Origin of the sequence: Citrobacter gillenii, assembly GCF_013337685.1 — a bacterium.
Taxonomy (GTDB): domain Bacteria; phylum Pseudomonadota; class Gammaproteobacteria; order Enterobacterales; family Enterobacteriaceae; genus Citrobacter; species Citrobacter gillenii.
In genome coordinates, this window is record NZ_SUQN01000002.1 from 665,268 (window position 1) to 686,675 (window position 21,408).

Annotated in this window: 16 protein-coding genes; 11 read left to right on the top strand and 5 right to left on the bottom strand. The window is 51.4% G+C overall.

Translation table 11 applies throughout. From position 1 onward, the window contains the following. Positions 1 to 95: 95 nt before the first annotated feature. The 8 genes from lolA to FCH32_RS06930 all read left to right on the top strand — a co-directional run bounded on the left by lolA (position 96) and on the right by FCH32_RS06930 (position 10,677). The gene (gene lolA / locus FCH32_RS06895) at positions 96 to 707 is read left to right on the top strand and encodes an outer membrane lipoprotein periplasmic chaperone LolA (RefSeq protein ID WP_096757694.1); all 612 of its coding nucleotides are present in this window, start codon (positions 96 to 98) and stop codon (positions 705 to 707) included. A 10-nt stretch (positions 708 to 717) separates the two neighbouring features. Beyond that, the gene (gene rarA / locus FCH32_RS06900) at positions 718 to 2,061 is read left to right on the top strand and encodes a replication-associated recombination protein RarA (protein WP_174360680.1); all 1,344 of its coding nucleotides are present in this window, start codon (positions 718 to 720) and stop codon (positions 2,059 to 2,061) included. 92 nt (positions 2,062 to 2,153) lie between these two features. After that, positions 2,154 to 3,446 carry a serine--tRNA ligase gene (gene serS / locus FCH32_RS06905; protein WP_096757692.1) on the top strand — a complete coding sequence of 431 codons (1,293 nt, stop codon included), beginning with the start codon at positions 2,154 to 2,156 and terminating at the stop codon, positions 3,444 to 3,446. A 229-nt stretch (positions 3,447 to 3,675) separates the two neighbouring features. Further along, positions 3,676 to 6,120 carry a dimethylsulfoxide reductase subunit A gene (gene dmsA / locus FCH32_RS06910; RefSeq protein ID WP_117341707.1) on the top strand — a complete coding sequence of 815 codons (2,445 nt, stop codon included), beginning with the start codon at positions 3,676 to 3,678 and terminating at the stop codon, positions 6,118 to 6,120. A gap of 10 nt (positions 6,121 to 6,130) precedes the next feature. Then, the gene (gene dmsB / locus FCH32_RS06915) at positions 6,131 to 6,748 is read left to right on the top strand and encodes a dimethylsulfoxide reductase iron-sulfur subunit DmsB (RefSeq protein WP_096757690.1); all 618 of its coding nucleotides are present in this window, start codon (positions 6,131 to 6,133) and stop codon (positions 6,746 to 6,748) included. A gap of 1 nt (position 6,749) precedes the next feature. Continuing rightward, positions 6,750 to 7,613 carry a dimethyl sulfoxide reductase anchor subunit family protein gene (locus tag FCH32_RS06920; protein WP_096757689.1) on the top strand — a complete coding sequence of 288 codons (864 nt, stop codon included), beginning with the start codon at positions 6,750 to 6,752 and terminating at the stop codon, positions 7,611 to 7,613. A 280-nt stretch (positions 7,614 to 7,893) separates the two neighbouring features. Next, the gene (locus FCH32_RS06925) at positions 7,894 to 9,042 is read left to right on the top strand and encodes an MFS transporter (RefSeq protein WP_096757688.1); all 1,149 of its coding nucleotides are present in this window, start codon (positions 7,894 to 7,896) and stop codon (positions 9,040 to 9,042) included. Positions 9,043 to 9,255: 213 nt separating this feature from the next. After that, positions 9,256 to 10,677 carry an APC family permease gene (locus tag FCH32_RS06930; RefSeq protein WP_096757687.1) on the top strand — a complete coding sequence of 474 codons (1,422 nt, stop codon included), beginning with the start codon at positions 9,256 to 9,258 and terminating at the stop codon, positions 10,675 to 10,677. Between the two features lie 48 nt (positions 10,678 to 10,725). On the opposite strand, the gene FCH32_RS06935 is transcribed toward FCH32_RS06930, so the two are convergent. The 5 genes from FCH32_RS06935 to ycaO all read right to left on the bottom strand — a co-directional run bounded on the left by FCH32_RS06935 (position 10,726) and on the right by ycaO (position 17,911). Beyond that, entirely contained in the window at positions 10,726 to 11,517 is a 792-nt protein-coding gene (locus FCH32_RS06935; protein ID WP_174360681.1) for a PA3715 family protein, read from the bottom strand. A gap of 97 nt (positions 11,518 to 11,614) precedes the next feature. Beyond that, the gene (gene pflA / locus FCH32_RS06940; protein ID WP_096757686.1) at positions 11,615 to 12,355 is read right to left on the bottom strand and encodes a pyruvate formate lyase 1-activating protein; all 741 of its coding nucleotides are present in this window, start codon (positions 12,353 to 12,355) and stop codon (positions 11,615 to 11,617) included. Between the two features lie 190 nt (positions 12,356 to 12,545). Continuing rightward, positions 12,546 to 14,828 carry a formate C-acetyltransferase gene (gene pflB, locus FCH32_RS06945; RefSeq protein ID WP_096757685.1) on the bottom strand — a complete coding sequence of 761 codons (2,283 nt, stop codon included), beginning with the start codon at positions 14,826 to 14,828 and terminating at the stop codon, positions 12,546 to 12,548. Between the two features lie 59 nt (positions 14,829 to 14,887). Continuing rightward, positions 14,888 to 15,745, bottom strand: coding sequence for a formate transporter FocA (focA, locus tag FCH32_RS06950; protein ID WP_135322512.1), 858 nt, complete (start codon positions 15,743 to 15,745; stop codon positions 14,888 to 14,890). Between the two features lie 405 nt (positions 15,746 to 16,150). Beyond that, entirely contained in the window at positions 16,151 to 17,911 is a 1,761-nt protein-coding gene (gene ycaO, locus FCH32_RS06955; protein WP_115258945.1) for a 30S ribosomal protein S12 methylthiotransferase accessory factor YcaO, read from the bottom strand. Positions 17,912 to 18,046: 135 nt separating this feature from the next. Between ycaO and FCH32_RS06960 the strand changes: the two genes are divergently transcribed. The 3 genes from FCH32_RS06960 to aroA all read left to right on the top strand — a co-directional run bounded on the left by FCH32_RS06960 (position 18,047) and on the right by aroA (position 21,396). Further along, positions 18,047 to 18,739, top strand: coding sequence for a DUF421 domain-containing protein (locus tag FCH32_RS06960; RefSeq protein ID WP_117341710.1), 693 nt, complete (start codon positions 18,047 to 18,049; stop codon positions 18,737 to 18,739). Between the two features lie 214 nt (positions 18,740 to 18,953). Further along, positions 18,954 to 20,042: a 3-phosphoserine/phosphohydroxythreonine transaminase gene (gene serC / locus FCH32_RS06965; protein WP_096757681.1), complete on the top strand. Its 1,089-nt coding sequence runs from the start codon at positions 18,954 to 18,956 to the stop codon at positions 20,040 to 20,042. Positions 20,043 to 20,112: 70 nt separating this feature from the next. After that, complete coding sequence (aroA, locus tag FCH32_RS06970; protein ID WP_174360682.1) at positions 20,113 to 21,396, top strand: 3-phosphoshikimate 1-carboxyvinyltransferase; 1,284 nt, start codon at positions 20,113 to 20,115, stop codon at positions 21,394 to 21,396. Positions 21,397 to 21,408 lie beyond the last annotated feature (12 nt).

Genomic DNA, 21,408 nt, shown 5'->3' on the forward strand with positions numbered 1-21,408 from the left:
TTCAGTATTTTCTACTTTCCTCATGCTGATTTTTGGCCTGGAATGGATAGCAGAGGGATCTCCCCGTCGGGAGTGACGAATTTTGAGGAATAACGATGAAAAAGATCGCAATCACCTGTGCATTACTGTCGAGCTTTGTGGTGAGCAGCGTCTGGGCTGACGCCGCCAGTGACCTGAAAAGCCGTCTGGATAAAGTCAGTAGCTTCCATGCCAGCTTTACTCAGAAGGTGACTGATGGTAGCGGCGCAGCGGTACAGGAAGGTCAGGGTGACCTGTGGGTTAAACGTCCGAACCTGTTTAACTGGCATATGACACAGCCTGATGAAAGCATTCTGGTCTCCGACGGTAAAACGCTGTGGTTCTTTAATCCGTTTGTCGAACAGGCCACGGCAACCTGGCTGAAAGATGCCACGGGTAATACGCCGTTTATGCTGATTGCGCGCAACCAGTCCAGCGACTGGCAGCAGTACAACATCAAGCAAAACGGTGATGACTTCGTGTTGACTCCGAAAACCAGCAGCGGCAATCTGAAGCAGTTCACCATCAATGTGGGACGCGACGGCACTATCCATCAGTTTAGCGCCGTCGAGCAGGACGATCAGCGCAGTAGCTATCAGCTGAAATCTCAGCAGAATGGCGCAATCGAACCATCCAAATTCACCTTTACCCCTCCGCAGGGTGTCACGGTAGACGATCAACGTAAGTAGAGGCGTGTGAGTGGGTAATCTGTCGCTCGATTTTTCTGATAATACCTTTCAGCCGCTGGCCGCGCGTATGCGGCCAGAAAATTTAGCGCAGTATATCGGCCAGCAGCATTTGCTGGCTGCAGGTAAGCCCTTGCCACGCGCCATCGAGGCCGGGCACCTGCACTCCATGATCTTATGGGGCCCTCCAGGCACGGGTAAAACGACTCTTGCTGAAGTGATCGCCCGCTACGCGAACGCAGACGTTGAACGCATTTCGGCCGTCACCTCGGGTGTGAAAGAAATTCGTGAAGCGATTGAACGTGCGCGTCAGAATCGTAACGCCGGTCGGCGCACTATATTGTTTGTGGATGAAGTCCACCGCTTTAATAAAAGTCAGCAGGACGCCTTTCTCCCGCATATTGAAGATGGCACCATTTACTTTATAGGCGCCACGACTGAAAACCCCTCGTTTGAACTGAACTCGGCATTACTGTCGCGTGCGCGCGTCTATCTGCTTAAATCGCTCACTACCGACGATATCGAGCAGGTACTGGATCAGGCGATGGCGGACAAAGCGCGAGGCTACGGCGGCCAGGATATTGTTCTGCCGAATGAAACCCGTCGGGCCATTGCCGAGCTGGTGAATGGCGATGCGCGTCGGGCACTAAATACGCTGGAAATGATGGCCGATATGGCGGAAGTCGACGCCAGCGGAAAACGCGTTTTACAACCCACATTGCTGACAGAGATTGCCGGAGAGCGTAGCGCACGCTTTGATAATAAAGGCGATCGTTTTTACGATCTTATCTCGGCATTACATAAATCAGTACGCGGAAGCGCGCCGGATGCGGCCCTCTACTGGTACGCACGCATCATTACTGCAGGGGGCGATCCGCTGTATGTTGCACGCCGATGTCTGGCGATCGCTTCTGAAGACGTGGGTAATGCCGATCCCCGAGCCATGCAGGTGGCGATTTCGGCATGGGATTGTTTCACCCGCGTTGGACCTGCGGAAGGTGAGCGGGCGATTGCCCAGGCGATCGTTTATTTGGCCTGCGCACCGAAGAGTAACGCGGTGTATACCGCCTATAAAGCGGCGTTGGCAGATGCACGCGATCGTCCGGATTACGACGTACCCGTGCATCTGCGTAATGCGCCGACGAAGTTAATGAAAGAAATGGGCTACGGCCAGGAATATCGCTACGCGCACGACGAGCCGAATGCGTATGCTGCCGGCGAAGAGTACTTCCCGCAGGAACTGGCACAAACACGCTATTATCGCCCGACAAACAGAGGTCTTGAGGGTAAGATTGGCGAAAAGCTCGCCTGGCTTGCCGGACAGGATCAAAATAGCCCTATAAAACGCTACCGTTAGCGCGATCGTTGCGGTAATGTTGGCAATGTATCCCTGTGACTGCAGGCTGTGGTCACTTTCTCCCATTTTAATTCGATAAGCACAGGATAAGCATGCTCGATCCCAATCTGCTGCGTAATGAGCCAGACGCAGTCGCTGAAAAACTGGCAAGCCGGGGCTTTAAGCTGGACGTAGATAAGCTGCGCGCTCTTGAAGAGCGTCGTAAAGTTCTGCAGGTACAAACTGAAAATCTGCAGGCAGAGCGTAACTCTCGATCGAAATCCATTGGCCAGGCAAAAGCGCGCGGGGAAGATATCGAGTCTTTACGTCTGGAAGTGAACAAACTGGGCGAAGAGCTGGATGCCGCGAAAGCTGAACTTGATACCTTGCAGGCTGAGATTCGCGATATTGCGCTGACCATTCCTAACCTGCCAGCGGACGAAGTCCCGGTCGGTAAAGATGAAAATGACAACATCGAAGTCAGCCGCTGGGGCACGCCGCGTGAGTTTGATTTTGACGTTCGCGATCACGTTACGCTGGGCGAAATGCACGCGGGGCTCGATTTTGCCGCCGCTGTTAAGCTGACCGGCTCGCGTTTCGTGGTCATGAAAGGGCAGATTGCGCGTATGCACCGTGCGCTGTCCCAGTTCATGCTGGATCTGCATACTGAACAGCATGGCTACAGTGAAAACTACGTTCCGTATCTGGTTAACCATGACACGCTGTACGGTACGGGTCAGTTGCCGAAATTTGCCGGCGATCTGTTCCATACCCGTCCGCTGGACGAAGAAGCCGACAGCAGCAACTATGCGCTGATCCCAACGGCAGAAGTTCCGCTGACCAACCTGGTGCGCGATGAGATCATTGACGAAGATGCGCTGCCAATCAAAATGACTGCGCATACCCCATGCTTCCGTTCAGAAGCGGGATCTTATGGTCGTGACACCCGTGGTCTGATCCGTATGCACCAGTTCGATAAAGTTGAGATGGTGCAGATCGTTCGTCCTGAAGATTCGATGGACGCGCTGGAAGAAATGACCGGTCATGCCGAGAAAGTCCTTCAGTTGCTGGGTCTGCCGTACCGTAAGATCATTCTGTGTACTGGTGACATGGGCTTCGGCGCATGCAAAACCTACGATCTGGAAGTGTGGATCCCGGCGCAAAATACCTACCGTGAAATCTCTTCCTGCTCCAACGTGTGGGATTTCCAGGCGCGTCGCATGCAGGCACGTTGCCGCAGCAAGTCCGACAAGAAGACCCGTTTGGTGCATACGCTGAACGGCTCTGGTCTGGCGGTTGGTCGTACGCTGGTTGCCGTAATGGAAAACTACCAGCAGGCCGATGGCCGCATTCAGGTTCCGGAAGTACTCCGTCCGTATATGAATGGCCTGGAATACATCGGATAAGTTAGCTTTCCCTGCTAAAAAAGCGCCTGCGGGCGCTTTTTTTATGCCTGCTTGACGTCGAACAATAACCCTTACCCCATTAGTGGTAATACTACCTTCGAATGAAAGTCAGTATTTATCTCTGTCTTTACGCAAATTCACTATTTATCAGTCTGTATAACGATAATATCGATATATAAGTATCTATACAGCGTTTGTTTATTTATTGTGAGCAGCAGAGTGAGCCACTATGAAAACTAAGATCCCCGATGCCGTGCTGGCAGCTGAGGTGAGTCGTCGCGGTTTGGTCAAAACGACGGCGATAGGCGGGCTGGCGATGGCCAGCAGCGCGTTTACCCTGCCATTTACCCGTATTGCCAATGCTGCAGAAGCCATTAATCCGGCGCAGATCAATGAGAAAGTGATCTGGAGCGCCTGTACGGTGAACTGCGGTAGCCGCTGTCCGCTGCGTATGCACGTGGTGGACGGTGAAATCAAATATGTTGAAACCGACAACACCGGCGATGACAATTATGACGGCCTGCACCAGGTTAGAGCCTGCCTGCGCGGCCGCTCTATGCGCCGTCGTGTCTATAATCCGGATCGGCTGAAATACCCAATGAAGCGCGTGGGTAAGCGCGGTGAAGGTAAGTTTGAGCGCATCAGTTGGGATGAGGCCTATGACATCATCGCCACCAACATGCAGCGCCTGATCAAAGACTACGGCAACGAGTCTATCTACCTGAACTACGGCACCGGTACGCTGGGCGGAACCATGACACGCTCATGGCCACCGGGTAAAACGCTGGTCGCTCGTCTGATGAACTGCTGTGGTGGTTATCTGAACCACTACGGGGATTACTCTTCTGCACAAATCGCGGCTGGTTTGAACTATACCTACGGCGGCTGGGCGGACGGTAACAGTCCGTCTGATATCGAAAACAGTAAACTGGTTGTTCTGTTTGGTAATAACCCTGGTGAAACCCGCATGAGCGGTGGCGGGGTGACGTATTACCTTGAACAGGCACGGCAGAAATCCAATGCGCGAATGATTATTATCGATCCGCGCTACACGGACACCGGTGCGGGTCGTGAAGATGAATGGATCCCGATTCGTCCGGGCACCGATGCGGCACTGGTCAATGGCCTGGCGTACGTGTTGATTACCGAAAATATGGTTGATCAACCGTTCCTCGATAAATACTGCGTGGGGTATGACGAGAAAACTCTCCCGGCGAGCGCACCAAAGAATGGCCACTATAAGGCTTATATTTTAGGTCAGGGTAAAGACGGTATCGCGAAGACCCCGGAATGGGCCGCGCAGATAACCGGTATTCCTGCGGAACGCATCGTTAAGCTGGCACGTGAAATTGGCAGCGCCAAACCTGCCTACATCAGTCAGGGTTGGGGACCACAGCGTCACGCCAACGGTGAAATTGCCACCCGTGCTATTTCTATGCTGGCTATCCTGACCGGTAACGTCGGTATTAATGGTGGCAACAGCGGTGCGCGTGAAGGCTCTTATGATCTGCCGTTTGAACGTATGCCGACGCTGGAAAACCCGGTTGAAACCAGTATCTCGATGTTTATGTGGACGGACGCCATTGAGCGCGGCCCGGAAATGACGGCACTGCGTGACGGTGTTCGCGGTAAAGATAAGCTTGATGTGCCCATTAAGATGATCTGGAACTATGCTGGTAACTGTCTGATTAACCAGCACTCTGATATCAACCGCACGCATGAAATCCTGCAGGATGATAAGAAGTGCGAGATGATTGTCGTCATTGATTGCCACATGACGTCCTCGGCGAAATACGCGGATATTTTGCTGCCAGACTGCACAGCGTCTGAACAAATGGACTTCGCGCTGGATGCCTCCTGCGGGAATATGTCGTATGTGATTTTCACCGATCAGGCCATCAAACCGCGCTTTGAATGCAAGACCATCTACCAAATGACCAGCGAACTGGCGAAACGCCTTGGCGTTGAGCAGCAGTTTACGGAAGGCCGTACTCAGGAAGAGTGGATGCGTCATTTGTATGAACAGTCGCGCAAAGCGATACCTGAACTGCCTACGTTTGAAGAGTTCCGCAAGCAGGGGATCTTTAAACAGCGCGATCCAGAAGGACATCATGTGGCGTACAAAGCGTTCCGTGAGGATCCTCAAGCCAACCCGCTCACAACGCCATCGGGCAAAATTGAAATTTATTCTCAGGCGCTGGCAGACATTGCGGCCACCTGGGAATTGCCTGAAGACGATGTGATCGATCCATTGCCAGTTTACGCCCCGGGCTTTGAAAGTTTAAGCGATCCGCTGGCGGATAAATTCCCACTGCAGTTGACGGGCTTCCACTACAAATCTCGCGTCCACTCGACCTATGGCAACGTGGATGTACTGAAAGCGTCCTGCCGCCAGGAAATGTGGATCAACCCGTTGGACGCGCAACGACGCGGTATTAGCAACGGCGACAAGGTACGCATCTTTAACGAGCGTGGCGAGGTGCATATCGAGGCGAAAGTGACGCCGCGTATGATGCCGGGCGTGGTAGCGCTAGGTGAGGGAGCCTGGTATGACCCGGATATGAAACGTGTGGATCAGGGCGGCTGCATCAACGTGCTGACGACCCAGCGTCCTTCTCCGCTCGCGAAGGGGAACCCGTCACATACGAACCTTGTTCAGGTTGAAAAGGTGTAAGGAGTAACCGATGACAACCCAGTATGGATTTTTTATTGATTCCAGCCGTTGCACCGGTTGCAAAACCTGCGAACTGGCCTGCAAAGACTACAAAGATTTAACCCCGGATGTCAGCTTCCGCCGTATTTACGAATATGCCGGTGGCGACTGGCAAGAAGACAACGGCGTTTGGCACCAGAACGTCTTTGCCTATTACCTGTCTATTGCGTGTAACCATTGTGAAGACCCGGCGTGTACCAAGGTATGTCCGAGTGGCGCGATGCACAAGCGTGAAGACGGTTTTGTGGTCGTCGATGAGGATGTGTGCATTGGCTGTCGTTATTGCCATATGGCCTGTCCTTACGGCGCGCCACAGTACAATGCGGCCAAAGGGCATATGACCAAGTGTGATGGCTGCCACGACCGTGTGGCCGAGGGCAAAAAGCCGATTTGCGTCGAATCTTGTCCATTGCGCGCGCTGGATTTTGGTCCGATTGATGAACTGCGCAAAAAACACGGTGAGCTGGCGGCGGTTGCGCCACTACCGGGCGCACATTTCACCAAACCTAGCATTGTAATCAAACCTAATGCCAATAGCCGCCCGACCGGGGATACCACGGGTTATCTGGCTAATCCGAAGGAGGTGTAAGATGGGAAGTGGATGGCATGAGTGGCCGCTGATGATCTTCACGGTCTTCGGGCAGTGCGTGGTTGGCGGTTTTATTGTTCTGGCGCTGGCATTGATGAAAGGGGGCTTACGTCCCGACGCACAGCAGCGCGTCGTTGCCTGTATGTTGGGCCTGTGGGTGTTAATGGGCATCGGCTTTATTGCCTCCATGCTGCACCTGGGATCGCCGATGCGTGCTTTTAACTCCCTTAACCGCATCGGTGCCTCTGCACTGAGTAACGAAATTGCCAGCGGTTCGCTGTTCTTCGCGGTGGGCGGTATCGGCTGGCTGATGGCGACGTTGAAAAAAATGCCGTCTGCGTTACGTACTCTGTGGCTAATCGTCACTATGGTACTGGGCGTTGTTTTCGTTTGGATGATGGTGCGGGTGTATAACACTATTGATACGATCCCAACCTGGTACAGCCTCTGGACGCCGCTGGGCTTCTTCCTGACGCTGTTTTTGGGGGGGCCGCTGTTAGGTTATCTGCTGCTGCGCGTGGCTGGAGTAGACGGCTGGGCAATGCGCCTGCTGCCGGCGATTTCCATATTTGCGCTGGTGGTGAGTGCTATCATGGCGGTGATGCAGGGCGCTGAACTGGCGACTATTCACAGTTCTGTTCAGCAGGCATCTGCATTGGTACCGGACTACGGCTCGCTGATGGCGTGGCGTATTGCGGCACTGGCTTTGGCGCTGTGCTGCTGGGTTGTGCCGCAGGTTAAAGGCTACCAACCGGCCGTACCGTTACTGTCAGTGGCGTTTATTTTGCTGCTTGTCGGTGAACTGATCGGGCGCGGTGTGTTCTACGGCCTGCATATGACCGTGGGCATGGCGGTTGCCAGCTGACCTAAAGAATGCCGAATGGCGCAGCTAACGGCGCCATTCGGCAAATAAAAAATGCGATACATCCATGAAATATTTCGACTGAACGAAACGCGATAATTTTGTTTTAGATCAATTAAAACAAACAGATGTGTTTTCCTCTTTTTTATCCATTCATATTAAGAATCAGTAATACGAATCGATCGTCATGAAAGCGCCTCAGGCCCCTGATTGCGCCGATTGACAATGTTTTTGGCAGTGGCATGATGCGCATGAAATTTGAACTTCCTCACGGTTTTTATTCATGTCTACCTATACCCGACCCGTTATGCTATTGCTGTGCGGGCTACTGCTGCTGACCCTGGCGATCGCCGTGTTAAACACGCTCGTCCCGCTTTGGCTCGCCCATGAAAATCTCCCGACCTGGCAGGTGGGTGTGGTCAGTTCGTCTTATTTCACCGGTAATCTGGTGGGGACGTTGCTGACCGGGTATTTAATCAGACATCTTGGCTTCAACCGCAGCTATTACATTGCCTCGTTTATCTTCGCCGTGGGGTGTATTGGGCTGGGTGTGATGGTGGGATTCTGGAGCTGGATGACCTGGCGTTTTATCGCCGGTGTCGGCTGTGCCATGATTTGGGTGGTGGTGGAAAGCGCGCTGATGTGCAGCGGGACCTCTCGTAACCGCGGACGCTTACTGGCTGCCTATATGATGGTCTATTACGTGGGAACGTTTTTAGGGCAGCTGTTAGTCAGTAAAGTCTCGACAGATCTCATGAGCGTTTTGCCGTGGGTTACTGGCACGATTCTGGCAGGCGTATTACCACTGCTCTTTACCCGCATTATGAATCAGCAAAGCGAGGAACAACATTCGACGCCGATAGCATCGATGTTGAGACTTCGTCAGGCGCGACTGGGCGTGAATGGCTGCATTATCTCCGGTATTGTGCTGGGCTCGTTGTATGGCTTGATGCCGCTGTACCTTAATCATCAGGGGGCCAGTAACGCCAGCATTGGTTTCTGGATGGCGGTGATGGTCAGCGCTGGTATTCTGGGACAATGGCCGATTGGTCGTCTGGCGGATAAATTAGGTCGCCTGCTGGTTTTACGCGTTCAGGTCTTTGTGGTGATCCTCGGTAGCATTGCGATGCTGAATCAGGCGGCAATGGCCCCTGCGTTGTTCATGTTAGGTGCGGCCGGTTTTACGCTCTATCCAGTGGCAATGGCCTGGGCCTGCGAAAAAGTGGAACATCATCAACTGGTTGCCATGAACCAGGCATTGTTATTAAGCTATACCGTGGGGAGCCTGCTGGGGCCGTCATTTACCGCGATGCTGATGCAGAACTTCTCAGATAGCCTGTTGTTTATCATGATCGCCAGCGTGTCGTTTATTTATTTACTGATGCTGCTGCGTAAAACAGGACACAAGCCCAATTCCGTGGCACATATCTGAAGCTATTTAACGATTACGGTGGGTTTCCATTCATACAAATTATGTATGTTTGGTGAGAATCCACCGTATTTAATTCCCCCTCATCTTTGCTGAAAAATAAACTGTGCAGAAGGTTATAGTTTTACATTCTGCCATTTCCGCCCGTTCATTTTACCGCGCATAATCCATCGCCTCATTTATTGATATTTAAAATAACCCCACGAAGGATCGCGTATGGCCGGTGCACAGGAAAAACAGTTGCGATGGTACAACATCGCCTTGATGTCGTTTATTACCGTTTGGGGGTTTGGCAACGTTGTAAACAACTATGCTAATCAGGGATTAGTCGTTGTCTCCTCCTGGATTTTTATTTTTGCGCTCTATTTTATCCCTTACGCACTGATCGTCGGGCAGCTTGGCTCCACGTTTAAAGAGGGGAAAGGTGGTGTCAGTACCTGGATTAAACACACCATGGGTCCGGGGCTGGCTTACCTTGCCGCATGGACTTACTGGGTCGTGCATATTCCTTACCTGGCGCAGAAACCGCAAGCTATCCTGATTGCCCTGGGCTGGGCGCTGAAGGGGGATGGGTCACTCATTAAAGAATACACTGTCGTGGCGTTACAGGGGCTGACGCTGGCACTGTTTGTCTTCTTCATGTGGGTTGCATCCCGTGGGATGAAGTCACTGAAAATTGTGGGTTCCGTGGCGGGAATTGCGATGTTTGTGATGTCGATTCTGTATGTCGTGATGGCGGTAACCGCACCGGCAATTACGGATGTTGAGATCGCTACCACCAACATCACCTGGGAATCGTTCATTCCGCATATTGATTTTACCTATATCACGACGATTTCGATGCTGGTCTTCGCGGTGGGTGGCGCGGAAAAAATTTCACCTTACGTTAACCAGACTCGCAATCCAGGCAAAGAATTCCCGAAAGGGATGTTGATTCTGGCGATTATGGTGGCGGTATGTGCAATTCTCGGCTCGCTGGCAATGGGGATGATGTTTGACTCCCGGCATATTCCCGATGATTTAATGACCAATGGTCAATATTATGCTTTCCAGAAACTGGGCGAGTATTACGGGATGGGTAACACGCTGATGGTCATTTATGCGGTTGCCAACACGCTGGGGCAGATTGCTGCGTTGGTGTTTTCTATCGATGCGCCGCTTAAAGTCCTGCTGGGTGATGCGGACAGTCGATATATTCCTGCGCGTTTGTGCCGTACGAATGCGTCCGGCACACCGGTGAACGGTTATATATTGACGTTAGTATTAGTCGCGATTCTGATTATGTTGCCGACGCTGGGTATTGGTGACATGAATAATTTGTATAAATGGTTGCTGAATCTCAACTCAGTTGTTATGCCATTGCGTTATTTATGGGTGTTCGTGGCATTTATTGCCGTTATTCGGCTGGCGCAGAAATATAAGTCAGAATATGTCTTTATTCGCAACAAAACGCTGGCATTAACCGTCGGAGGATGGTGTTTTGCCTTCACTGCATTTGCTTGCGTTACCGGGATTTTTCCAAAAATGGAAGCCTTTACCCCGGAGTGGACTTTCCAGCTGACGCTGAACATTGTGACACCGTTTGTACTGGTCGGATTGGGCTTAATTTTCCCGCTGCTGGCGAGAAGAAAGAGTTAAACGAGCGATAATAAGAAGGAGATAGCCAGGCTATCTCCTTCTGGCGGCTCAGGACAGCGGGGCAAGTTCGTCGGGAATGGTATATTGGTGACCGTCATAGCGCAGTAACCAGTTGGCTTTACCCGGTTTATCTTTCGCTGCGCATTGCTCATTGGCATCAACATAGCTCGTGGATGCCACGCTTTTCTCGGTTACCCGAATATCAACATACCCATTCTGCGAACCGGTATCCAGCGCCAGGCTGCGTTTACTGTCGCTGAAGGTTCCCTCGCAGTTGCCATCCCATTCTCCGCTGCTATTTTCCAGCACGATACCGTTTAGTATTGGCCGGAGCTGATTATTGTCGATGACATACAGCGAAAGTGCCGTTTCACTAAATGGATTGACCCGAGAACTGCCGGTGCGGGAGATACGCAAGCCGAATGCGGTCTGTTCAGGCGTAACCTTCCAGCGAGCGGTATCAAGTGCCAGGCCGGTGATGCGAATGGCATCGTCGCTCATTCTCTCTGTCAGGCGTAATCGTTGTTTCACGTCGAGTGTGGTGGAATCGAGCACCAGAAGCTCCAGATCGCCGACGTTATCGTAATCGCTATACTGCTGTGTCATTAATGGTACAGCGGCGAGCGTCAGCTCAGGGTGCGCTGGCCAGATGCGGCAAATCGCGCTTTTGGGTGAATCACTGTGGGTGGTAATGACCCGGTTATCTTGAGTGATGGTGCCTTGCGATGTTGTCCTGGCATCCGGCCAGGCGTACTGGATGATGGCATTAATATCGCAGTTGCTGGCGGCATTCGCGGCCTGGGCAGACAACAGTAACACTCCTGAGATGAATAACCGCATGACGTCCTTTCCTGTGTTGTGACCCGTTTGCCGAAGAGGTAAGTGCAGATAACAAAACGGCCACCATGTTAGGCAGCCGTTTTACAAGGATGTAAACTCAATACATCACTTTATGACCATACTGTTCCAGGATACCTTTCACGCGATCCATGGTTTCTTTCTTCGGTGGCTTAACGCCATCCAGCTTATATTCTTCGCCCATCGCCACCCATTTGTGTTTACCCAACTCATGGTAAGGCAGTAATTCGATTTTTTCGACGTTGCCCATATCACGGGTAAACTCGCCCAGACGGTGTGCTGAGTCGTCATCGTCAGACCAGCCTGGTACGACGACGTAGCGGATCCATACCTTGATGTCTTTGTTAGACAGATAGCGTGCGAACTCCAGCGTACGATGGTTAGACACACCGACCAGGTTCTGGTGAATTTCGTCGTTCATCTGTTTGAGGTCGAGCATCACCAGATCGGTGACTTCCAGCAGTTCATCAATCACCGGATCGTAGCGGCGGACAAAACCGTTGGTGTCGAGACAGGTATGAATACCTTCTTTTCTACAGGCGCGGAACCAGTCACGAACGAATTCGGCCTGCAGAATAGCCTCACCACCGGATGCCGTTACTCCGCCACCGGAGGCGTTCATAAAGTGGCGATAGGTTACCACTTCTTTCATCAATTCTTCGACGGTGACTTCTTTACCACCGTGCGTGTCCCACGTATCACGGTTATGGCAATACAGGCAGCGCATCAGGCAGCCCTGGAAGAAGGTAATAAAGCGGATGCCCGGGCCGTCTACGGTGCCACAGGATTCAAAGGAGTGAATGCGACCAATAACTGACATTGCGGTGTATCTCCAGATGTGGCCCATCCGGGGCCAGAGTGAGTGCACAGTTATTAACTGTGTCGAGTCTGTTTTGGCAGTCATCCATAAGTATAGATAGCTGACGAAAGAGACTTAGTTGCTAAAAAGGCCCCACTTACGTGGAGCCTTTATTGTACGACATTTAACGCGTGATTTCAGTCAAAACCAATTACATGGTCTGAGTGAAAGTACGGGTAATAACATCCTGCTGCTGTTCTTTAGTCAGGGAGTTAAAACGTACTGCATAACCCGATACACGGATGGTCAGCTGAGGATATTTCTCAGGATGTTCCATCGCGTCCAGCAGCATTTCACGGTTCATGACGTTCACGTTCAGGTGCTGACCACCTTCGATGGACGCTTCGTGATGGAAGTAACCGTCCATCAGGCCTGCCAGGTTGGTCTTACGAACTTCGTCGTCTTTACCCAGTGCGTTCGGAACGATAGAGAAGGTATAAGAGATACCATCTTTAGCGTAAGCAAACGGCAGTTTAGCAACGGAGGTCAGAGAGGCAACAGCACCTTTCTGGTCACGGCCGTGCATTGGGTTAGCACCCGGTCCGAACGGTGCGCCAGCACGACGGCCATCTGGAGTGTTACCCGTTTTCTTACCATACACAACGTTAGAGGTGATGGTCAGAACAGACTGAGTCGGGATAGCGTTACGGTAAGTAGTCAGTTTCTGAATTTTCTTCATGAAACGTTCTACCAGGTCAACCGCCATGTCATCAACGCGAGAGTCGTTGTTACCAAACTGCGGGTATTCGCCTTCGATTTCGAAGTCGATAGCCAGACCGTCTTCGTCACGAATCGGTTTAACTTTCGCATATTTGATTGCAGACAGGGAGTCAGCAGCAACGGACAGACCTGCGATACCACACGCCATGGTGCGAACAACGTCACGGTCGTGCAGCGCCATCAGAGCGGCTTCGTAGCTGTACTTGTCGTGCATGTAGTGGATGACGTTCAGTGCAGTGACGTACTGTTTAGCCAGCCAATCCATAAAGTGATCCATACGTTCCATCACTTCGTCGAAGTTCAGAACGTCACTTTTGATTGGTTCAGATTTCGGACCAACCTGGATTTTCAGTTTTTCATCAACGCCGCCGTTGATTGCGTACAGCATGGTTTTCGCCAGGTTTGCACGCGCACCGAAGAACTGCATTTGTTTACCAACAACCATCGGGCTTACGCAGCAAGCGATAGCGTAATCGTCGTTGTTGAAGTCCGGACGCATCAGGTCATCGTTCTCATACTGCAGAGAAGAGGTATCGATAGACACTTTAGCGGCGAATTTCTTGAAGTTCAGAGGCAGTTTTTCAGACCACAGAACGGTGATGTTCGGCTCCGGAGAAGGACCCATGGTGTACAGGGTGTTCAGGAAGCGGAAGCTGTTTTTGGTAACCAGAGTACGGCCGTCAACGCCCATACCGCCGATTGATTCAGTTGCCCAAATCGGGTCACCGGAGAACAGTTCATCATATTCAGGTGTACGCAGGAAACGAACCATACGCAGTTTCATGACCAGGTGGTCAATCATTTCCTGAGCGTCTTGCTCGGTGATTTTGCCTGCTTTGATATCACGTTCGATGTATGCATCCAGGAAGGTGGATACACGACCGAAGGACATTGCTGCACCGTTCTGAGACTTAACAGCGGCCAGGTAGCCGAAGTAAGTCCACTGGATAGCTTCCTGAGCGTTGGTAGCCGGACCAGAGATATCGCAGCCATATTTAGCCGCCATTTCTTTGATCTGACCCAGTGCGCGGTGCTGTTCAGCAATTTCTTCACGCAGACGGATAGTTGCTTCCAGGTTTACGCCATTTTCCAGATCGGACTGCAGAGAGACGAACTGAGCGTACTTGTCTTTCATCAGGTAGTCGATACCGTACAGCGCAATGCGACGGTAGTCACCGATGATACGGCCACGGCCATACGCATCTGGCAGACCAGTCAGAATACCGGATTTACGGCAGTTCAGAATGTCTTTGGTATAAACATCGAATACGCCCTGGTTGTGGGTTTTGCGGTATTCGGTGAAGATTTTTTTCAGCATCGGGTCCAGTTCGCGATTGTACGCTTTGCAGGAACCTTCAACCATTTTGATGCCGCCAAACGGAATGATCGCACGTTTCAGTGGAGCTTCAGTCTGCAGACCAACGATTTTCTCAAGCTGCTTGTTGATGTAGCCAGCGTCGTGAGAAGTGATGGTAGAAGCAACGGAGGTGTCAAAGTCAACAGGCGCGTGAGTACGGTTTTCCTGTTTAACGCCTTCCATCACGCTGTCCCACAGCTTGGTGGTCGCGTCAGTTGCGCCAGCCAGGAAGGACTCGTCACCCTCATACGGAGTGTAGTTTTTCTGAATGAAGTCACGGACGTTTACTTCATTCTGCCAATCACCTTTGGTAAAACCTTCCCAGGCTGTGGCTAACTTTTCATTAAGCTCGGACATGTAACACCTACCTTCTTAAGTGGATTTTTTATTTACTACGTGTAATGGGCATCAACAAATTAGTGATGATCGTTACCACGTAGGTAAATGACCCAGTATGTCAACCCGACTAACAAACCGCCGCCGATAATGTTACCGATCGTAACCGGAATCAGGTTATCGGTGATGAAATTCATCACGGTCAGGTGTGAAAAATTCTCCGGAGAAGAACCGACAGCGGTCCAGAATTCCGGTGTGGCGAAATCGCGTATTACGATACCCATAGGGATCATAAACATGTTTGCGATACTGTGCTCAAAACCGCTGGCAACAAACATTGCGACCGGCAATACCATGATAAACGCTTTGTCCATCAGGCTACGGCCTGAGTAGCTCATCCATACGGCCAGGCACACCATCAGGTTTGCCAGAATACCGAGGCTGACGGCTTCAACAAAGGTGTGATGCACTTTGTGATCGGCGGTTTGCAGGACATTTAGCCCCCATGCGCCGTTAGCGGTCATATATTCGCCGGAAAGCCACATCAGTAGCACAAAGAGCAAGCAACCCACCAGGTTGCCAACATAAACGTTGAGCCAGTTTTTTGCCAGTTGGCCCCAGGTAATACGTCCACTGGCCTTAGCGACGACAATCAGTACGGTTGAAGTAAAGAGGTCAGCGCCGCAGACAACACAAAGAATCAGTCCCAGGGAAAAGCAGATACCACCGATCAACTTGGCCATACCGAAAGGCATTGTTCCAGTACCGGTCGTGGCGGTGATATAGAAAACAAAGGCAATTGAAATGAACACACCGGCAGTAATTGCCAGATAGAACGTCTTAAGCGGATGTTTCGTTGCTTTATAGACGCCTGCTTCTTCGGCAACTTTGGCCATAGCAGCAGGAAGTATAAGATCAAAAGGGTTGTCAGCTTTCACACTAACTCTCTCTTTATTAAGTCGGCGACGAGATACTAACAAAGCATTATAGATGAGAATTTGATATAGATCATATCTCGCCTGGCTTATAGGCCCGCAAGACGCATGGTTTTTATGCGATTACGGAGTAACTTTTTGATTATTATAGTAAAAATAAATTTTAAAAATTATAAAGTGAGTTGAATTTTTTCCTTTCGCCTCCCGTTGAGCGGTTAATTAAAATGGAGTAATTGAGATAAAATGCAACACTATCAAGCTATTTTTTTTAATATCAACTACTAATTTTTAACCTTGTTTTTACATTTATTTTTGATTAAGCAAAAATAAAAAAAACGGGGCACAAAATGCGCCCCGTAATATAGCGTAGTCAATTGTTGAAGCCTACTCAGAGCAGGCTAATTGCCATTATTTTGACCAGTATGCTGCTTTTGCGCGCTGCAGTTTTTCATAGGCTTTCAGCAGAGACTGATGCGCCGGGAAAGCCTGCAGATCGCTGTCGACGGACTGGAGGCCATAAAACGGCGCTTCTCCGCTTAATGCCGCACTCGCCGCTTCAACCGCATCGGCACCGTACATACGGACAAAAGCGTTCAGATACTGCAGCGGCTGGCGATCGTCTTCCTGCGACAACAGCAGCAGCGTTTGCAGGCAACGGTAGTAGTTGGCGCGTTCGGCGCTAAAGACCGATGCGTTAAACTCCATTGTCCATTCGGTCCAAATCAGTGCCTGCTCCAGGTCACCGCCGGCCAGTGCCAGCATCACTTTCAGCTCACCAATACGCAGCGTAGACCAGCCGTTGTCTGAACCTGTTGCCAGACCCAGCAGCTCACGTACGCGGGTAAAGTCGTCAAAACCTTCTTCATCCAGTTGTTCGAGCAGGCTGAGATAGTCTTCTTTATCCCACTCGCTGCCCGGCAGAGAAAGAATGGTTTCACGCAGATGTGTGCCCATACCGTTGTTCGCTAACCACAGATCTTCAGCCGGATAGATATCGGACATCCCCGGAACGATGATGCGGCAGGCGTACACGCCCAGATGCTCGTAATCAGCGATATACACTTCTTTATCTTCGGTTTTGAAGATAGCCATCAGGGTGGCGAACTCTTCTTCCGTGGTGCCGGAGAAATTCCAGTCAACGAACGGATAATCGGCATCTTGCTTGAACAAATCCCAGGAGATCAGACCGCTGGAATCGATGAAGTGGGTTTCGAGGTTGGTATGCTCAGCCACTTCTTCATCATCAAAGGTCGGGGGCATAAAGACATCAAGATCTTTCAGACCGCGGCCCTGCAACAGTTCAGTGACGGTACGCTCCAGTGCCACGCCGAAGTCCGGGTGGGCGCCAAATGACGCAAAGCAGGTCCCGTTAGCCGGGTTAAACAGTACTACGCAGATAACCGGGTATTTACCGCCCAGCGAGCCGTCATAGGCGAAAATTGGGAACCCTTCGGCTTCCAGTTTGGCGATGGACTCGACCACAGCCGGGTAACGCGCCAGCACGTCGGCTGGGATTTCCGGCAGACTGATGCTTTCTGCAATAATGCGGTTCTTCACATAACGTTCAAAGACTTCAGAAAGCCCCTGAACGCGTGCTTCATTTGGGGTGTTACCGGCAGACATTCCGTTGGAAACGTACAGGTTGCCAATGATATTCATCGGAATGTACACGGTTTGGTTATCAGACTGGCGGGTAAACGGCAGACCGCAAACGCCGCGTTCTTCATTGCCTGACTGCAGGTCGATCAGCATGCTGCCGGTCAGTTCATTTTCCGGATCGTAGAACGCGCGCAGACGGGCATCCAACAGACCTTCTGGAACGTCATCCTCTTCGGTTAACGGGAACCATTTTTCGTTCGGATAATGCACGAATGGACCGTTAGCGACAGTTTCACCCAGCCAGAAATCGGCAAAAAAGTAGTTGGTGGACAGACGCTCAAAATATTCGCCCAGCGCGGAAGCCAGCGCCGCTTTTTTCGTCGCGCCTTTACCGTTGGTGAAACACAGTGCGCACTCTTTATCGCGAATATGCACAGACCAAACGTTAGGAACGGGGTTTAACCATGAGGCTTCTTCAATCTGGAAACCAAGGTCGAGTAATTTTTGCTGGAAGCGGGCGATGGAATCTTCCAGTGCGGCATCTTTGCCGGGAATAAATGTTTGCGTCATGAAAATCACTTTTGTCGTACGGAAAGCGCGCAATGATACGGGTTTTATATGAATGGCGCTATCGCCGCCACTGCGGTGACGCAAATAAAAGCGTTGACTATGCTTTCACACGATAACCCACGTTAAGAGTACAAAATGAAAGCATTCGATTTACACCGTATGGCGCTGGATAAAGTGCCCATGGAGTTTCTGGGTGAGGTGGCGCTGCGCAGCTTGTATACCTTTATATTGGTTTTTCTGTTTTTAAAGCTCACGGGGCGGCGTGGTGTACGCCAGATGTCGCTTTTTGAAGTGTTGATTATCCTGACGCTTGGGTCGGCCGCGGGGGATGTGGCGTTTTATGACGATGTTCCGCTGCTACCGGTGCTGGTGGTATTCATTACCCTGGCGCTGCTGTATCGCTTAGTGATGTGGCTGATGGCACACAGTGAAAAGCTGGAGGATCTGCTGGAGGGTAAACCGCTGGTGATCATCGAAGACGGCGAACTGTCATGGTCGAAGCTCAATAACGCCAATATGACGGAATTCGAGTTTTTTATGGAATTGCGGTTGAACGGTGTGGAGCAATTAGGGCAGGTGAAGCTCGCTATTCTGGAGACAAACGGGCAAATCAGCGTCTATTTCTTTGCCGATGAAGACGTCAAACCCGGTCTCAGCATTCTGCCTAAACACTGTACGCAACGCTTTAAGGTGGTACCGGCGGCAGGGGATTATGCCTGCGTACGCTGTAGTGAGGTTATTCACATGCGCGCTGGGGATCATCAATTATGTCCGCGCTGTGCAAATCCAGAATGGACGAAGGCCAGTCGGGCAAAACGGGTCACCTGACAGCGAAAATATCGGTTTTGAGCCGTCAATCCGATAGATTCTGTTGTGTGACGAATGACACATTTTTCCCCTGACCCGTATTACCCATTGCGGCGCGTGTCGCTGAATGATAAAACCGATATCCACAGGAAAAACATATACCCAATGTCTGTCACAGGAATTATTGCCAACGACAGGATGTTGACCGGATAACAACACAACGTGGTGAGGGGAAATGACTCAGGTCTTCAATTTTAGTTCAGGCCCGGCAATGCTACCGGCGGACGTACTTAAACTGGCTCAACAGGATCTCCGCGACTGGAATGGTCTTGGCACGTCGGTGATGGAAATTAGCCACCGTGGTAAAGAGTTTATCCAGGTCGCAGAGGAAGCAGAGCAGGATTTTCGCGATCTCCTCAGCATTCCCTCCAACTACAAAGTGTTGTTCTGCCATGGCGGTGGTCGCGGTCAGTTCGCCGGGATCCCGCTCAATATTTTAGGCGATAAGACCACGGCAGATTACGTCGATGCCGGTTATTGGGCAGCCAGCGCCATTAAAGAAGCGAAGAAATACTGCACACCAAACGTGATTGATGCCAAAGTCACTGTTGACGGCCTGCGGGCGGTCACGCCAATGAGTGAATGGCAGCTTTCTGACAATGCGGCTTATCTGCACTATTGCCCGAACGAAACCATTGATGGTATTGCAATCGATGAGACGCCGAATTTTGCCAGTAACGTTGTGGTGACCGCTGACCTGTCTTCCACCATCTTGTCTGGGCCGCTTGATGTTAGCCGCTATGGCGTAATCTACGCCGGCGCGCAGAAAAACATCGGCCCAGCGGGTCTGACGATCGTCATCGTACGTGAAGATTTACTCGGCAAAGCGCACGTGTCCTGCCCGTCGATCCTCGATTACACCGTCCTGAACGACAATGACTCGATGTTTAACACGCCGCCGACATTTGCCTGGTACCTCTCTGGTCTGGTCTTTAAGTGGCTGAAAGCGCAAGGCGGCGTCAGCGCAATGGACAAAATTAACCAGCAAAAAGCGGAACTGTTGTACGGCGTCATTGATAACAGTGACTTCTATCGTAACGACGTTGCGAAGTCTAACCGCTCGCGCATGAACGTTCCTTTCCAGTTGGCTGACAGCTCACTGGATAAACTGTTCCTGGAAGAGTCTTTTGCTGCTGGTCTGCATGCGCTGAAAGGGCATCGTGTGGTCGGTGGGATGCGCGCGTCTATCTACAATGCAATGCCGCTTGAAGGTGTGAAAGCGTTGACCGATTTCATGATCGATTTCGAGCGTCGCCGCGGCTAATCTGCTGTTATTTTTCATCCCCACAGCCAGCCTGTGGGGTTTTTATATCTGTTTTTGAGAGTTAAGTTTCATGGAATCCCTGACGTTACAACCCATTGCGCGGGTAGATGGCACCATCAATCTGCCTGGTTCTAAAAGTGTTTCTAACCGCGCTTTGCTGCTGGCTGCATTAGCAAATGGCACCACTGTCCTGACCAACCTGCTGGACAGTGATGATGTCCGCCATATGCTTAACGCGCTGAATGCGTTAGGGATTAGTTATACCCTTTCTGCCGATCGTACCCGCTGCGAAATCATCGGTAACGGCGGCGCGTTACAGGCCGAAGGTGCAGTCGAACTGTTTCTTGGCAACGCCGGCACCGCGATGCGTCCGCTGGCGGCTGCGCTGTGTCTGGGGCACAACGATATTGTGCTGACGGGTGAACCGCGTATGAAAGAGCGCCCGATTGGCCATCTGGTCGACGCGTTACGCCAGGGGGGCGCAAACATAGATTACCTGGAGCAGGAAAACTATCCGCCTTTACGACTGCGCGGTGGTTTTATCGGTGGCCAGGTTGACGTGGACGGCAGCGTGTCCAGCCAGTTCCTCACCGCGTTGCTGATGACCGCGCCGCTGGCGCCGCAGGATACGACTATCGCAATTAAAGGCGAGCTGGTATCAAAACCTTACATCGATATTACGCTAAACCTGATGAAAACCTTTGGCGTTGAGATTGAGAACCAGAACTACCAACATTTTGTTGTCAATGGTGGACAGCAGTACCAGTCCCCTGGCGCATACCTGGTGGAAGGGGATGCGTCATCGGCCTCGTATTTCCTTGCAGCCGGAGCGATTAAAGGCGGTACGGTGAAAGTCACCGGGATTGGCCGCAACAGCATGCAGGGCGATATTCGCTTTGCCGATGTGCTGGAAAAAATGGGCGCGACCGTGACGTGGGGAGATGACTTCATTGCCTGTACGCACGGGGAATTACACGCCATTGATATGGATATGAACCACATTCCGGATGCGGCGATGACGATTGCTACCGCGGCGCTGTTTGCGAAAGGCACCACGATTCTTCGCAACATCTACAACTGGCGAGTCAAGGAGACAGACCGTTTATTTGCGATGGCGACGGAGCTGCGTAAAGTGGGCGCTGAAGTGGAAGAGGGGCATGATTTTATCCGTATCACGCCACCTGCTACGTTAACATTTGCTGATATTGCGACCTATAACGATCACCGCATGGCGATGTGTTTCTCGCTGGTGGCGCTGTCTGACACGCCAGTCACTATTCTTGACCCTAAATGCACGGCCAAAACCTTCCCGGATTATTTCGAACAGTTGGCACGTATTAGTACACCTGCCTGATTTGATGGCCGC

What these genes read in the sequence shown, in the direction of transcription:
- FCH32_RS06920 (WP_096757689.1), top strand. Translation starts at nt 6,750, where the DNA reads ATGGGAAGTGGATGGCATGAGTGGCCGCTGATGATCTTCACGGTCTTC.
- pflB (WP_096757685.1), bottom strand. Translation starts at nt 14,828, where the DNA reads ATGTCCGAGCTTAATGAAAAGTTAGCCACAGCCTGGGAAGGTTTTACC.
- ycaO (WP_115258945.1), bottom strand. Translation starts at nt 17,911, where the DNA reads ATGACGCAAACATTTATTCCCGGCAAAGATGCCGCACTGGAAGATTCC.
- lolA (WP_096757694.1), top strand. Translation starts at nt 96, where the DNA reads ATGAAAAAGATCGCAATCACCTGTGCATTACTGTCGAGCTTTGTGGTG.
- FCH32_RS06925 (WP_096757688.1), top strand. Translation starts at nt 7,894, where the DNA reads ATGTCTACCTATACCCGACCCGTTATGCTATTGCTGTGCGGGCTACTG.
- dmsB (WP_096757690.1), top strand. Translation starts at nt 6,131, where the DNA reads ATGACAACCCAGTATGGATTTTTTATTGATTCCAGCCGTTGCACCGGT.
- FCH32_RS06935 (WP_174360681.1), bottom strand. Translation starts at nt 11,517, where the DNA reads ATGCGGTTATTCATCTCAGGAGTGTTACTGTTGTCTGCCCAGGCCGCG.
- pflA (WP_096757686.1), bottom strand. Translation starts at nt 12,355, where the DNA reads ATGTCAGTTATTGGTCGCATTCACTCCTTTGAATCCTGTGGCACCGTA.
- serS (WP_096757692.1), top strand. Translation starts at nt 2,154, where the DNA reads ATGCTCGATCCCAATCTGCTGCGTAATGAGCCAGACGCAGTCGCTGAA.
- serC (WP_096757681.1), top strand. Translation starts at nt 18,954, where the DNA reads ATGACTCAGGTCTTCAATTTTAGTTCAGGCCCGGCAATGCTACCGGCG.
- FCH32_RS06930 (WP_096757687.1), top strand. Translation starts at nt 9,256, where the DNA reads ATGGCCGGTGCACAGGAAAAACAGTTGCGATGGTACAACATCGCCTTG.
- dmsA (WP_117341707.1), top strand. Translation starts at nt 3,676, where the DNA reads ATGAAAACTAAGATCCCCGATGCCGTGCTGGCAGCTGAGGTGAGTCGT.
- FCH32_RS06960 (WP_117341710.1), top strand. Translation starts at nt 18,047, where the DNA reads ATGAAAGCATTCGATTTACACCGTATGGCGCTGGATAAAGTGCCCATG.
- aroA (WP_174360682.1), top strand. Translation starts at nt 20,113, where the DNA reads ATGGAATCCCTGACGTTACAACCCATTGCGCGGGTAGATGGCACCATC.